Below are 15,779 nucleotides of genomic sequence, written 5' to 3' on the forward strand. Positions count from 1 at the left end.
TCCAGAAGTCCGGACAACTTCCCCAGAAGACCGCCTGCCGGCGGTTCAGGCAAGGGGCGGCGGGAGCCGCAGGGGGAGCGGATATGGTGGCGATCGTTGCGGGCAATGGCCTGGGTCTGAGTCTGGGTTCGCTGGGCGGGCTGGGGGCACGGGGATCGTTCGGGGATGCGGCGCTGGGTCGGGCGGGGGCGCTGGCCTACGTCAACGCGTCGACCGGCAACCTGATCCTGCAGAACCAGGACGAGCTGCTCGCCGGCCACGGCTTGAGCGCCTCCAGCCTGCGGACCTACAACAGCCAGGGCCAGCTCAACGATGACAACGGCGACAACTGGACGCTGGGGTTGTATGCCCGGCAGATCCAGCTCTTCGGCACGGTCAACACGGCGGGCAGCACGATCCAGCGCATCGGCCGGGACGGTGCGGTGCAGGTGTTCAGCTTCAACACGGGCACGGGTACCTACCTCTCGACGGCGGGCGCGGGGGCGCACGATGTCATCGAGTACGTCGCAGGGACCGGGGAGCTGGTCTGGACCGAAGGCAGCACCCGGCTGCGCGAGCGTTATGACGCGCAAGGCCGGCTGGTCGCCACCAACGACGCAGCGGGGAACTCGCTGCAGTACACGTACGGGTCCAACGGCCTGGTGTCCTCGGTCAGCCACGGCAGCGGGACGCAACGGACCTTCTACGACTACAACGGCACGCTGCTGACGCAGATCCGCACCGTCGGCCAGGATGGGTTGAGCGAGACGCGCGTGCGCTACGGCTACGACGCCAGCAACCGCCTCAGCACCGTCACCGTCGACCTGACGCCGCAGGACGGCTCCATCGCGGATGGCAAGGTCTACCAGACGACCTACACCTACGACGGCGCGAGCACGCGCGTGGCCAGCGTCGCGCAGAGCGATGGCACGAGCCTGGCCATCACCTACAAGCTGGTCGGCAGCGACTACCGGGTGGAGACGCTCACCGACGCGCTGGGCGCGGTGACGCGCTTCGCGTACGACACGGCCAACCGCCGCACGACGGTGACCGACGCGCGGCTGCAGAACACCGTCTACAGCTACGACGCGCAAGGGCAGCTGCTGCAGGTGGACGCGCCGGCGGTCAACGGGACCATCGCCAGCACGAGCTTCCAATACAACGGCAACGGCGACGTCACGCGCGTCACCGACGGGGAAGGGCGCTGGGTCGCGACCGAGTACGACGGCTGGGGCAACGCTACGAAGCAGACGGACTCGGCCGGCAACGTCGTGATCCGCGCGTACAACGGGTCGCAGCAGCTCGTCGCCGAGTCGATTGCCGGAGACGGTTCGACGTCCTCCGCCTCGACGCGTTTCGTTTACGCGCAGGCCAATCCGACGCAACTGCGTTTCCAGATCAGCCCGGAAGGGCGAGTGATCGAGTACCGCTACAACGGCTTCGGTGAACGCAATGCAGCGATCCAGTACGCCGCAGGCGCGTATGCGGTGGCAGGCCTTGCCTACGACGCGGTCCCGAATGAAGCGACGATGAGCAGTTGGGCCGCTGCCCGTGACCTGACACGGACTCAGCGTCAAGACTTCGAGTACGACGGCCTGGGACAGCTCAACAAGTCCATCGAGTACGGCAAGGTCGACGCCCAGGGCGTCGGCATCGCGGACGACACGCGCTCGATCACGCAGTACGTCTACGACCGGCACGGCAAGCTGCTCTCGACGATCAATCCGCGCAACGGCACGACGGGCTACACGTACGACGGTCTCGGTCGTGTGCGCACGACCACCGACGCCGCGCAGCGCCTCACGACGACGATCTACGACGACGCCAATCGAAAGATCCAGGTCTCGGCGTTCAACGGGCTGATCACGACGAGCAGCTACGACCGGGCCGGTCGGCTCGTGTCGGTGCTCGAAGGCAGCGCGCAGACGACGAACCTCGGCGAGACCACCTACGCCTACGACGCGCGCAACCAGCTGCTGATGAGCAGGGATGCGACGGGGAATCGGCACTGGTACGTCTACGACACGGCGGGACGCCGGGTCGGCGATGTCGACGCACTCGGCACCCTGACCGAGTACCGCTTCGACAGGAACGGGCAGGTCACGTCGACGCTGCGATACGGCACGTTGATCAACACCGCGGTGCTGGTGGACGGGTCGGGCAATCCGCTGACGGTGTCCATCGATGCGCTGCGTCCCGCAGCGACTGCGAAGGACCAGCGCAGCTGGCGCGTGTACGACGAGGTCAACCGGCTCGTGAAGGAAGTGAGCGCGCTGGGCGAGGTGGTCGAGTACACCTACGACCGGAGCTCGCGCGTGGTGATGACGCGCCGGTATGCGACCTTGATCGACGTCTCGGCGCTGGGCGACAAGCCGGCTGCCAGCGCGATTGCGCCGGCGCAGAACGCGGGCGACGGCTGGACGCGCACGTTCTACGACGCGGATGGCCGAGTGGCCGCCACGCTCGACGCGGTCGGCACGATGGTCGAGAGTCAGTACGACGACGCGGGCCGACTCGTCACCACGGTGCGGCGCGCCAACCGGGTGACCGCCGCAAATCCTGCGACCGGCACGTTGGCACAACTCCGTCCGCAGGCCGCCGACGGCGACGCGACCACGCGCTACTTCTACGACGCGCAAGGACGCCTGGTCGCCACGCTGGACGCGCTCAACTACCTCACCGAGAAGGGCTACGACGCCAACGACAACGTGGTGCGCGAGCTGAGGTACTCGACGAAGAGTCCGGCTGCGACGTCAGCCAGCAGCATCGCCTCGCTGCGAAGCGGCGCGGTGCTGCAGGAGTCGGGCTGGAGCTACGACGCGGTGGATCGCGTGCTGACGCAGACGACCGATCCCGCGGGACTCAAGCTCACCACGAGCTACCAGTACGACGACGCGAACCGGCGCCTCGACGTGACCGACCCGGCGGGGACGGTGACGCGGACGGTCTACGACGTGCAGGGCAATGCGCGCAGCGTGACGGTGGATCAGGGTCGGCTCGGCCTGACGACGGCGTCGACGTACGACGCGCAAGGGCGGGTGCTCACGAGCACCGATGCCGCTGGAACGGTGACCCAGTACGGGTATGACGCGCTGGGGCGAAAGGTTTCGCAGCGCGTCGATCCGGCTGGGCTGAACATCACCACGCTCTACGCGTATGACGTGCAGGGCAACCTCGCCCGCGTCACGGATCCGAATGGCAAGCAGACACGCTACATCTACGACGCGCAAGGGCGGTTGAAGTACACGCTCGATGCGGAGTACGGGCTGAGCGAGAACGTGTATGACGGGCTGGGGCGCGTCGCGGAAACGGTCCTATACACCACGCGCCAGACCGGGATCCAGACTTACGACGCCGGGCAAGGGCTGATATCCAACGGATTCGCTTCCATTGCTCGCGACCTCGTGCTGGACGCTCGAACGCAATACAAGTACGACTCCGCGGGTCGAAAGATCGCAGAGATCGACGCCGCCGGCGGGGTCAAAGAATTCGTCTATGACGCGCTCGGGCGCGTGATCAAGACGATCGACTACGGCACCTCGACGAAGAACCTGCTGAAGAACGCGGACTTCAAGGACGGTACGTCAGGCGGCTACGGCATCTGGTCTCAGGACGCTGCCAACGTCGCCTGGGGCAACCGCTACAACGACGACTGGGCGGTGCCAGGGCAGGGCACCTTGTGGTTGCGCCAGACGGGCAACAGCCAGGACCCCGCGGTGCTGACGCAGCACACGACGCCGGCGATCCCCGGCCAGCGCTACTACTTGTCGGTGCTGACGGCGGTGCATCGGGCCAGCGCCTATCTGCATGTGTATTTCGTCGATGCCAATGGCAACTACGTCGGAGAGGGGCCACTGACCGGTGGTGACTCGGCCATGGGGTACGAGGAGAAGACCGGCGGACGTTTGCTGAGCAACTACAAGGATCTCAACGGTTACTTCACTGCGCCGACGAACGCGGCATTCATCCGCGTTGACGTCGTCAAGAACCCGACAGCGCCGGGCTGGTCCGACTCCTACCTGTTCGTTGCGGGAATGTCGCTGCAGTTGGCAAATCCGAATGCCACCGACGTGCAGGGCTGGCGTCCCGCGACGACCTCCAGCGACAGGGTGACGCAATTCAAGTACGACGCAGCCGGGCGCATGGTCGGTCAGATCGACAACGCGGGCGCAGTCACCAGCTACACCTATGACGCCGCCGGTCGAGTGATCGAGACGACCCAGTACGCGACGTCGTCGAAGAACCTGCTGACCAACCCAGACTTCAAGGATGGGACGTCGGGCGGGTACGGCATGTGGACGCTGGACACCGGTGGCGTGGCGTGGGGCAATCGATTGAACGCCGATTGGTCGGTCCCGGGGCAGGGGACGCTGTGGTTGAGCCAGACCGCTGGCAGTCAGAACCCTGCGGTCCTGACGCAGCACACCACGCCGGCGGTGCCCGGTCAACGTTACTACCTGTCGGTCTTGGCGGCCACTCATGGAGCCAGCGCCTATCTGCACGTCTATTTCGTTGACGCCAACGGCAACTACGTCGCGGAGGGACCGCTCAGCGACGGGGATTGGGCGATGGGCGTCGAAGAGAGGACCGGCGGCCCGCTGCTGAGCAACTACAAGGACCTCAACGGCTACTTCACCGCACCGGCGGGCGCCGCGTTCATCCGCATCGACGTTGTCAAGAATCCGACAGCGTCCGGCAACCAGACGTCCCATCTGTTCGTGGCGAACATGTCATTGCGGATGGCCGATGCAGCCTCGACCGATCCTGACCGGTGGCGTCCACCGGCCTCGGCAAGCGACCGCAAGACCCGATTCAAGTACGACGCGGCGGGGCGAAAGGTCGCTGAGATCGACCCGAGCGGCAGCGTCACCGAGTTCATCTACGACAACGCTGGCCGGGTGGCGAGGACGATCGGCTACGCCACGGCGGTGTCCCCTTCTGCCGCATCGGATCCAGTGAACTGGCGTCCCTCACAGGCTGCCAGCGATCGGCAGTTCCATTTCAAATACGACACCGCTGGCCGCAAGGTGGCGGAGATCGACGCGACGGGCAGCGTCATGGAGTCGGTGCTCGACGCCGCCGGACAGGTTATTCGGACGGCGCAGTACGCGACTCGTGTCACGTCGCAGGCCGCTACCTCCACGTCCGCCCTCGACTGGCGGCCGGCGCTGAGCTCAAGTGATCGCATCACGCGGTTCAAGTACGACGCCGTTGGTCGCAAGGTGGCGGACATCGACGCTGCGGGCAGCGTGACGGAGTATGTCTATGACGCCGCTGGGCGGGTGGTGCAGTCGATCCACTATGCCAACTCGGCGCAGAACCTGCTGAAGAACGCGGACTTCAAGGACGGCACGTCGGGTGGCTACGGCATCTGGTCTCAGGACGCGGCCAACGTCGCCTGGGGCAACCGCTACAACGACGACTGGGCGGTGCCAGGGCAGGGCACCTTGTGGTTGCGCCAGATGGGCAATAGCCAGGACCCCGCGGTGCTGACGCAGCACACGACGCCGGCGATCCCGGGCCAGCGCTACTACTTGTCGGTGCTGACGGCGGTGCATCGGACCAGCGCCTATCTGCATGTGTATTTCGTCGATGCCAATGGCAACTACGTCGGAGAGGGACCACTGACCGGTGGTGACTCGGCCATGGGGTACGAGGAGAAGACCGGCGGACGTTTGCTGAGCAACTACAAGGATCTCAACGGTTACTTCACTGCGCCGACGAACGCGGCATTCATCCGCATTGACGTCGTCAAGAACCCGACAGCGCCGGGCTGGTCCGACTCCTACCTGTTCGTCGCGGGCATGTCGTTGCGAACGGCGAATCCAGATGCGCCTGATGCCGCCAACTGGCGCCCGACCGTCTCTTCTGCGGATCGTATCACCCGGGTCAAGTACGACGCCGTCGGGCGCAAGATCGCCGATATCGATGCTGAAGGCGGAGTGGTCGAGTACGTCCTGGACACGTCGGGACGGGTGATTCGGACGACCCAGTACGCGACGTCGTCGAAGAACCTGCTGACCAACCCAGACTTCAAGGATGGGACGTCGGGCGGGTACGGCGTGTGGACGCTGGACACCGGTGGCGTGGCGTGGGGCAATCGATTGAACGCCGATTGGTCGGTCCCGGGGCAGGGGACGCTGTGGTTGAGCCAGACCGCTGGCAGTCAGAACCCTGCGGTCCTGACGCAGCACACCACGCCGGCGGTGCCCGGTCAACGTTACTACCTGTCGGTCTTGGCTGCCACTCATGGAGCCAGCGCCTATCTGCACGTCTATTTCGTTGACGCCAACGGCAACTACGTCGCGGAGGGACCGCTCAGCGACGGGGATTGGGCGATGGGCGTCGAAGAGAGGACCGGCGGCCCGCTGCTGAGCAACTACAAGGACCTCAACGGCTACTTCACCGCACCGGCGGGCGCCGCGTTCATCCGCATCGACGTTGTCAAGAATCCGACAGCGCCCGGCAACCAAATGTCGCATCTCTTTGTCGCGAAGATGTCGTTGCAGGTGGCCAATTCGCAGTCGAACGATCCGGGCCGCTGGCGTCCGCGCGCCTCGGCAAGTGACCGTGTGACTCGATATGTCTACGACGCGGCCGGCCTGCCGGTTTACACCATCGACGCATCGGGCGGCGTTACGCGTCAGCGCTTCAATGTCGAGGGCGAATTGATCGAGAGCGTGCGCTATGGCCGCCGCTATGACGGCGTGGCTGAGCTCCCGAGTCTCGATGCGTTCTACGCAAACGTTGCGAACAGGACCGTCATGGACCGGGCCACCCGGACAGTCCTCGACGCCGCTGGGCGCCCAAGGTTCTCCATCGACGCGCTGGGAGGAGTCGTGGAAACGGTCTACGACGACCTGGGTCGCGTGGCTCGCACGATCGCCTATGACTCGCCGATCGATCTGAGCGCTGTCACCGACGTCGTGACACCCGTTGGCGTACGCGCCATGTTGCCTGCGAGTACGCTCAACACCCGCGAGACGGTCTACGCCTACGACGCGGACGGCCTGTTGCGCTTCACTGCGACATCACAACGGACGGAGCAAGGCTGGAAGTATTTCAACGTGACCGAACAACGCCGCGACGAGTTCGGCCAAGTTGTCGGAACGACGAGTTATGCAGACCCGATCGTCCTCCAGGACCTGCTTGCGGTCGTCACGGGCGCCCAGATCGAATCCCGACTTGCCCGGGATGCCAGCCGGGACCGCGCTCGGCAGATGAGCTACGACGCGGCCGGTCGCGTGAAGTCCAGCACCGACGGCGAAGGCTTCACCGAGTCCTACGAGTACGACGCGCTTGGCAACAAGACGCGGCACACCAACCAGGCGGGCTCGGTCTTCGACTACGCCTACGATGCGGCGGGACGACTGATCCAGGAGACCTCGCCGCAGGTCAATCTGGCCAAGCCCAACGGGCTCCCGGAGCCGGGCGTCGTGACGACGCGCATGAGCTACAACGCCTTCGGTCAGTTGGCCTCGCGCACCGAAGCTTCAGGGCGTCCGGAACAACGCACCACGCGCTACGAATACGACGCGCTGGGACGCCAGACGATCGTCCGATACGAAGCGATCGGCGTCTACGACGCCGGCGCGGAAAACTCGGCGACCAATGGCGCCAATGGCACCGTCTCCCGCACGGAAACGCTCACCGAGACCTACTCGCAGACTGTCTACGACGTGTTCGGTCAGGCGGTCATCAACCGCGACGTTGGCGGTGTGTTGAGCTACAAGACCTACGACCAGTTGGGTCGTCTGATCAACGAAGTCGACGGCAATCACGAGGTCACGGCGCACTACTACTCGGCCATTGCCGGCGAGTACAGCGGCTTCACAAGACTGGGCGCGAGGGCCGTGTTCTCCGACAGCCTCGGTGCCAGCGCGGCCGCCATCGACGCCGCCGTGGCCGCCATGGGGAAGGTCGGTTCCCGCAGTTCCTCGACCTATTTCGACCGGCTTGGACGCATCGTCGCCAACTACGAGCGGCCCACACGGAACGACCTGAGCGGCGACGCCTTCCGCTACGACCCGGCCGTCTCCGCGCAAGGCAACTGGGCGGAACAGACCGAGTACGCCTACAACGCCTTTGGCGAGGTCATTTCCCGCAACCAGTTGCTGGACCGCCTGGTCGGTCGTGTGGCGCGCTCGCGGTATGTGTACGACCAGCAAGGGCGAGCGATCCGCGAGGTCAATGCGGAAGGCTATGTCACCGACCATCGGTTCAACGCCTTCGGCGAGGAGACGCAGGTTGTCCAGTACGCGCGAGCCATCGATCCGGAAGGAGATGTCCTTGCCCAGCCGGTCGCGAGCACGGCTGCTGCCGGTGGTGATCCGGCGGGTGGCTATGACCGCGTGACCGTCTTCGCGTATGACCGCCGTGGCGCGAAGACCAGCGAGACGCAGCAGGGCACGCAGATCGGCGTGCGCTGGGGCGACCGGTCTCTGGCGCGGCAGGTCGTCGACGTGGTGACGACGTTCACCAACGATCAATTGGGACGCCAGACCCGCAGCAGCAAGGTCGTCGTCAGCAACGGTGCCCAGGTCGGTTTTGCGGAAACGACCAGCACCTTCTTCGATGCGCTGGGCCGGACCACGGGAACGATCGACGAGGCCGGACGGGCGGTGGCCTACGACCGCGACGCCTACGGCAACGCGTTGCGCATCAGGCGACTCGGCACGCGGACCACGGATGGCACCATGCCCGCAGTGACGAGCGCCAACGACCAGACCACACTGCAGAGCTACGACAAGCTCAGCCGGCTGGTGTGGACGCGAGAGGCGACCGGGGCGGAGACCTTCTATTCGCGCGATGCGCGCGGACAGGTGGTCAAGCAATGGCAACCGTTCCTGGAATGGTCGTCGCAGGACTCGCCGCCGTCGATGTGGACGCCGCTCAACGTGAGCCGCAACGCGGTGCAGTTCTTCAGCTATGACAAGGCGGGGCGGCAGATCCGCACGCTCACGTCGACGCAGCGCGCGGCCGGCCAGACGTTGACTTTCACGGCCGAGGACGTCGTCTACAACTCGTTCGGCGAGATCACGTCACGCCTGCGCGACGGTGTCCTGACGGAGCAGAACGCATACGACGTCGGTGGCAGGCTGTGGAAGAGCAGCGTCAAGGGCGTGACCACGATCTACTGGTACAACCTGCAGGGCCTGGTGACCAGCAGCTTCACGAGCGACTCGGCCAATCTCGGCGCCGTCGCCGACCCAGCCGCGGCGGCCAGTGCCAGCGGCGTGCGCCGCACCACGACCGAGTACGACCGTCTCGGCCGCGCGGTCCGGCAGGTGGGGCCGACGGTCAGCCATGACGAGGGACGCGGGACCACGCAACTCGCCACCTTGCAGACGCTCGACGCCTGGGGCAATGTCCTGTCCGTGACGCGCAACGGCGTGCTGCGCCAGACCTACCGCTACGACGCGGGCAACCACGCGATCGCGACCTACACGCACAACGTGACCAGCGTGAACGCCAACGGCGTGTCGAGCAGCGCAGCCATCCTGAGCCAGGCGTTCTTCGACGCTTCGGGACGCCAGGTCGGGGCCATCGACGGCAACGGCAGCTACACGAGCTGGGTGTTCAACAACGCGGGGCTGCTCGACACCGTCTACCGTGGCGACAGGACGATGGAGTCCTACTGGTACGACGGCCTCGGCCGGATGATGAATCGCTACGACGCGCTGGGCCGGCAGTACACCTACAGCTACGACAAGGCGGACCGGGAGATCAGTCGCATGGTGTTCGTGCCCGGTGCCCGGACGTACCAGTTGGCCCAGGTCCGCTACGACGAGCTCGGCCGCAAGATCAGCGAGACCAGCGGCGAGGAGACGTCCATCGCCGGGCAGTTGACGCTGTACTGGTATGACGGCCGCGGCAACCTGACGATGAGCGCGAAGCCGCAGGGCCAGCGCACGAGCTACAGCTACGACGCGGCGGGCAACAAGATCAGCGAGACCGACGCCAACGGCTTCACGGCCACCTGGAGCTACAGCGCGGCCGGCCAGTTGACGAGCCACACCGACATCGGCGGCGCGGTCTACAGCTACGGCTACGACTTCGCCGGAGCGCTCAAGACGCAGACGAACACGGCCACCCGGGGTCAGAACCTGGCCTACGAATACACCGAGAGCGGGTTGCTGCGGCAGATCACGGACAACTACCGTGGTTCGAGCACGCGCTACGACTACGACGCCGAGGGCAACCGCACCCGGGAGACCTTCAAGGAAGGCGGCCTGGTGTATCGCGACGTGACGTCGACCTACGACACGCAGGGTCGGCTCGCGACCGCACAGGATGCGTCGGGGCCGAGCGGGGGGCAGGCGTACTCGTTCAGCGTGTCTTACGACGCTGTCGGCAACCGTCGCCGCGTGCAAGGTACGCAGGGGTACCGGTCATTCAATTCGGACACGGGCGTGCAGGACGTGACGCCGCGCGCCTTCGACCAGTGGTTCACCTACGACGAGATGAATCGCGTCGTGATCAATGAAGGCGTGCTGACCAACGGCGTGATCTCGGACGTCGGCGCGAAGAACGTCTTCTATTACGACGGGGAAGGGCGCCGTCGCCAGTCGCTGACCAAGACGGGCGGCACGTCTCCGGGCGGCACGCGGCTCGACTACGAGTTCGATTTCGCCGATCGCCTGACCAAGGAATCCACGCGAAAGCTGACCTACGCCAACGGCGCCTACACGGCAGGTGACGCGGTGGTGAAGCACAAGATCGACTACAGCAGCGGCACGCAGGTCGACTACGCCTGGGACACGCTGTTCAGCGGGGAGCAGTTCAAGCTGACCACGTCGACGACGACCTTCGACGCCAACGGCCGCGCGTTGACGCGCAAGGACTTCGTCGAAGGCATCGCGTCGTCGCAGACCACCGCGACGACACCGCAGTCCTGGGCGGAGCAGACCCTGTCCTACGACAAGGTCGGCAACCTGATGCGGGTGAACGCGACCGCCTATGCGTTCAAGGGCACCACGGGCGGCACGACCCAGGTGCGCGCGACCTACAAGAACTCGGTCACGACGACGGACTACTCGTACTACCTGCAGGAGGGCTATCTGGAGCGGGGTCAGGCCTTGTCAGGCCAGGTGTGGGGCGAAAACAGCTCGACGCCGACGAACATGACGCCGAGCCAGTCGATCCAGTCCTACGATGCCAACGGCAACCTGCTGCAGTTGCAGCGCGGGACGTCCTACCGCTGGTACGTGACGGACAACAGCGGACACATCGTGACCACCTGGGCGACAAACAGCTCGACGTTGAGCGGCTCGAACCAGGACGGTGTGATGAGAGTCTGGACGCCGATCAGCGGCGCCGTGACCGGTACGGCGGGCGCATTCGCCGCGATGCCGGCGACGCCGACCGTGTCGCTGACGAAGGACCTGTATCGCGAGAAGCAGCTGTATCTCAACGACCGGCGCGTCGGAATGATCCAGGAGTCGCGGCGCAACATCGCGGGCAAGGGAGGCCGGGATCCGTACCGCATCGAGACATCCGCGGTAGACATGGACGTGTCCGGGCTGCGCTACGACACGAGCCTGAAGGAAGGCAGCACGGTCACCTACACCGTGCAGGCTGGCGAGACGCTGCAGAGCCTGGCGCTGCGCTTCTACGGCGACGACGCGCTGTGGTACCGCATCGCCGAGGCCAACACGCTGGACGACAGCACGGTCGAGCTCAAGCCGGGGCAGTCGATCAACATCCCGCAGGTGACGAGGTCGCTGAACTCGTCGTCGAGCGGCGCGGTCTACAACGCCGATAAGCTGATCGGGGACACGTCGGCGCCAGTCGTGATGCCGCCGCCGCCGCCGGCCAAGGGAGGCTGCGGTGCGGTGGGGATGTTCATCGTGATCGTCGTGGCGGTCGTGGTGACGGCACTGACCTACAACTACCTCGCGGGTGAGGGCATTCTTTCGATGCTGGGTGCCGGGGCTGCTGCGGGAGCTGCTGGATCGGCTGCTGGCCAGCTCACTGGAATGGCGCTGGGCATGCAGAGTGGCTTCAGTTGGAAGCAGGTGGGCATCGGTGCGATCGGCGGGGCAGTCTCCGCGGGTATCGGGCCAGCCGCAGGCATGGCCCCAATGGAAATGGCGTGGCGGGCCGCACTCTCGAATGCCTTGACTCAAGGCATCGGCGTCGTGACAGGGCTGCAGGACAGCTTCAGCTGGAGGTCAGTGGCGATTGCAGCCGTCGCTGCGCCCGTCGCAGATCAGGTCGGCAAGGCGTTCGGAACGGCCGCATCGAGCATGCAGCTATCGACCGAAGCTACGCGGATCGGACAAGCGCTTGTCAGGGGGTTGCGTCCCAAACGGTGCGTGTGGCGGTGATGGGTCGAGGGAAGATCGACTACGCGCAGGTGCTGGGAGATGCTTTCGGGACGGCGATTGGGGGAGCCATCGACGAGGCTCGCTTCCCCACCGCGACCGCGGAAGAGAAAGCCGCGGTCCGGGAGATGTTTGCGAACGATGCCCCATACACGGCTGGTAGCGGCTTGCGCATGGGTGGAGGCTCAGGCCTCAGCTTCTCGCCTGATATGACAGCGAAATGGTCTCGACAAGTCGATCAGGGCATTGAGGACAAGGCGAGGGCTCTGGCCAACTGGGACAGGGCGTGGAGCGACTACACCGCCAAGCAAGATGCCGAGGCTGTTACTCGAGCAGAGGCGAGCCGTGTCGCGCAGAACCGCAAGGCGGAGGCGTATGGACGCCAACTTGACCAAGAGGCTGTGTTGAAAATTCTTGCGCTCAAGAACCGAGACGATCCGGCGCTGCGAGGCTATGTCAATGAGCAGATTGCACTGGGCCGAGCAGTGCAGCGTCAAGCAATGGCTGAGGTCGCGCCTGCTGCTCCCGGAGGCGCGCAAGGATGGTTCGACAGCTTTGATGGCACTGGTGCGCGCTTGACCAACAGCACGTATCGAACGGTCAATGGTTCGCGCGACATTCAGACTGGTCGCTTTGCTGCGGATGCCTGGACCGTAAACAGTGTCAACGACACTGCCATGAGGGCACCGCAAGGCTTCTCCAAGAAGGACGTGATTTGGGATGGAATCAAGTGGGAGGCAGAGCGCAAATTCGGTGGCACTGAGTACACGCTGGGCCGTTTATACGACACGGACGGTCAGTTCTTAGGCGCGCGAACTTATGAACGAGGCTTGGCCAAGTTCGAAGCGGTTGCCAAGTCGACCACGGAGTTTGAAGTCAAGGGCAGCCTCAGCGGGCAGACGGGGGTGGAATACGCTTCGGGAAGCGCTACGCCTTTTGGGGCCAAGTTGCAAGGCAACATCTCTTCAGGGGCCGACGCCACCGCCGAAACGGCTGTTGGGCTCAATTTTGGTGGCAATAGCATAAAAATTAATGCATTCGGCAACGTTGGGGCTAGTGCGGCCCTGCTGCGCGCGCAAGGAGAGGCCGGATACGACTTCAAGTTTGGGCCGTTGACGGTCACGCCCAAGGCCAATGGGGAGGTCCAAGCATTAGGGCTTGGCGCCACAGCGGGCGGGGGCTATCGCTCCTTCGACACGCGCAATGGAGGACAGTTCTTTGTGACGGCGGGTGCAACGCCCGTGCTGGTGGGCGGAAAGCTGAAGCTTTCGCTCACGTGGGATTGGGATACAACTTGGAAGAGAACGCCATGAAAACACCAATGATCATGCGCCGCAGCAAGCGTTGGGTCTTGCTTGCGCTGCTGGGTGTCATGGTGCTGAATCCCGCACAGGCCGCGTTAAGCGCTGCTGACTGTGAGGCACGGCTCCGGGCACCTGATCTCAACAACGCCCCTCTTTCTCTAGATTCATTGCGGCGTGTTGAACAACGCGAGGCCACATGTCTCGGCACAGGCATGTTTGATGTGCGTTTGGCGGGCGAGTATCTTCTGTCGGGAGATACGACCGGCGCAACGCGGGTCGTGGAGCGTGCTCTCACGAAGCAGAACAATGCGAGGCCAAACTTGCTTCATATGCAAGTTCGAATCGATCTCAAGCTTGGCAAAGTTGATCGGGCAATTAGATGGGGAGAGGCGATGGCAATCGATTACCCAGAGTACTCGCTGATTCAATTCGAGTTGGCTGGGATCGCATTCAAACAACAGGACTGGTCACGCGCTTTGCGGCACGCTCGGCGTGCATACGAAATCGAAGGGAGCGCTTTGTCTTTGATGAGCATGGCCGCAGCTTTGCATCAATTGGATCGGCACGAGGAGTGCATTGCTGCGGTGCGACAAGCGTTGAAGCTGGATCCACGGCGGATTGCAAAGATCCCCGGATTGCTGGAAGGCATCTACTCACTAGGCGTTCTAAACCGCCGTGTCGAGGCGGCGGAACTGGTGCGACAACACATTGCAGCGAATCCCAATTGGCGAGCCAATGCGGCCTTCGTGGAAGCTGCCAAGGCCTTGGGAGTTGTGTAAGCAGCACATGTCATCGCGAGCTCAAGCGATCAATCCTGGCGTAGCCAGAACGGCTATTTCCAATGCTGAAACCGTTAGCAAGGCAATTCAGACGAGTGTCCTCATCGCGCTGGTGTGCTACGGGGATTAGGCCCCGCGGAGTAATTCGTCTCGCCGGAACTTTTCGGCCGGCTGATGACGCTGGGCATAGTTGTTCCGAACGGTGTCCTGATCTGGTCTATGTTTGACGGCGTGCAGGGGCACCATCAGTTCGTGCATAGAGCTTCGACGGCGGCGAGGTGGCCTATTCATCGATGGTTGCGCTCTTCCCGAAGTAGTTCAGTTGCTGGGGCGTCCAACTGGATGCGCGTCTTCGCGACTGACTGGCTGATGTGTTGACCAATGCACCCCACGGGCTCGGCCATGGGCGCCAAAGCGCGGAAGACGTGGAATGAAGCCTAAGAGATCAATTGCCCAATTCGAGAACGAACTCGAGGGAATGCAAGGAAACATTGCTCTGTGCAGACGAGGGATCAATGAGTTCTTCCTCTCGCAGAGCTTCCCTCTGATCTATGAACGTCTGGAAGCGGTGCGTCGAGACCTTGAGTCATTGGGCATGTACGAAGTCTGTAGGGGCGCCCTGACTCAAGCGGAAGCGTTGGTCAAGCAGGGGGCTGAGCACGATGAGGCAGCAAGAAAGCTGATCCTCAATGCCAATCGCGCGTTGATGCAGGCGTCAGGTAGTTTTGACGCCATGCGCCATCGCTATGGTTCCGGCAACGACAACGCCGGCCCGCCAAGCGGTGACTCACGGTCAATGGAAGAGGGCGCCTGGAAGCCTTCGACCTGAAGGCGTCATCCACATGGCGTTAACCGGTCTGACAACGCTTACTAGCCCGTCTGTCGAACTGTTTCCGTCGACGCGACCCCCTGTTGTTGCTCAACCCCCATCTGGGTGACTCACCCCTTCTACCAGAGGAGACCTGACCCCTTCTGAAGGGGGATGCAATGTCCTGTTACTCCTTCCCTCATGTGTCCAATCTGAAAAATCTGCTTAAGATCGCGACACATTTTTCAGGCGGCTATGTACCGCTTTCATGACGAGGGGCCGACGACACGCGTCGGTGGTAATCGGGAGTGGTTTCATGAGCGCCGATGTCGCGCTGCAGATGGTCTCGGATCTTCTGTGGACTGGCTTGTTGGTTTGTCTGCCTGTGCTCGGCCTGACGATGCTCGTCGGCTTGCTGGTCAGCGTTTTCCAGGTGGTGACCCAGATCCAGGAAATGTCCCTGGCCTTCGTCCCCAAGCTCGTCACCGCCGCCATCGCCCTCATCGTCTTCGGCCCTTGGATCCTCAAGCGGCTCGCGGGCTACATGACCCAGCTCTGGTCCGGCATCCCCTCGATGTTCTGA

5 protein-coding genes are annotated in these 15,779 nt (G+C 64.0%); all 5 read left to right on the forward strand.

Annotated elements, in window-relative coordinates; all coding sequences use genetic code 11:
- Positions 1–83: 83 nt before the first annotated feature.
- The 5 genes from ACQ86G_RS18720 to ACQ86G_RS18740 all read left to right on the forward strand — a co-directional run bounded on the left by ACQ86G_RS18720 (position 84) and on the right by ACQ86G_RS18740 (position 15,779).
- Positions 84–12,308: a LysM peptidoglycan-binding domain-containing protein gene (locus ACQ86G_RS18720; protein ID WP_431256724.1), complete on the forward strand. Its 12,225-nt coding sequence runs from the start codon at positions 84–86 to the stop codon at positions 12,306–12,308.
- Positions 12,293–13,618, forward strand: coding sequence for a hypothetical protein (locus tag ACQ86G_RS18725; RefSeq protein ID WP_431256725.1), 1,326 nt, complete (start codon positions 12,293–12,295; stop codon positions 13,616–13,618). Before ACQ86G_RS18720 ends, ACQ86G_RS18725 begins: the two co-directional genes overlap by 16 nt.
- Positions 13,615–14,388 carry a tetratricopeptide repeat protein gene (locus tag ACQ86G_RS18730; protein WP_431256726.1) on the forward strand — a complete coding sequence of 258 codons (774 nt, stop codon included), beginning with the start codon at positions 13,615–13,617 and terminating at the stop codon, positions 14,386–14,388. The genes ACQ86G_RS18725 and ACQ86G_RS18730 overlap by 4 nt, the downstream gene beginning before the upstream one ends.
- 430 nt (positions 14,389–14,818) lie before the next feature.
- Positions 14,819–15,217 carry a hypothetical protein gene (locus ACQ86G_RS18735; RefSeq protein WP_431256727.1) on the forward strand — a complete coding sequence of 133 codons (399 nt, stop codon included), beginning with the start codon at positions 14,819–14,821 and terminating at the stop codon, positions 15,215–15,217.
- A 295-nt stretch (positions 15,218–15,512) separates the two neighbouring features.
- A complete protein-coding gene (locus ACQ86G_RS18740; protein WP_431256728.1) occupies positions 15,513–15,779 on the forward strand; it encodes a flagellar biosynthetic protein FliQ in 267 nt (88 codons plus the stop codon).

It is taken from the genome of Roseateles chitinivorans (assembly GCF_050632145.1).
Taxonomy (GTDB): domain Bacteria; phylum Pseudomonadota; class Gammaproteobacteria; order Burkholderiales; family Burkholderiaceae_C; genus Roseateles; species Roseateles chitinivorans_B.

What these genes read in the sequence shown, in the direction of transcription:
- ACQ86G_RS18735 (WP_431256727.1), top strand. Translation starts at nt 14,819, where the DNA reads ATGAAGCCTAAGAGATCAATTGCCCAATTCGAGAACGAACTCGAGGGA.
- ACQ86G_RS18730 (WP_431256726.1), top strand. Translation starts at nt 13,615, where the DNA reads ATGAAAACACCAATGATCATGCGCCGCAGCAAGCGTTGGGTCTTGCTT.
- ACQ86G_RS18720 (WP_431256724.1), top strand. Translation starts at nt 84, where the DNA reads ATGGTGGCGATCGTTGCGGGCAATGGCCTGGGTCTGAGTCTGGGTTCG.
- ACQ86G_RS18740 (WP_431256728.1), top strand. Translation starts at nt 15,513, where the DNA reads ATGAGCGCCGATGTCGCGCTGCAGATGGTCTCGGATCTTCTGTGGACT.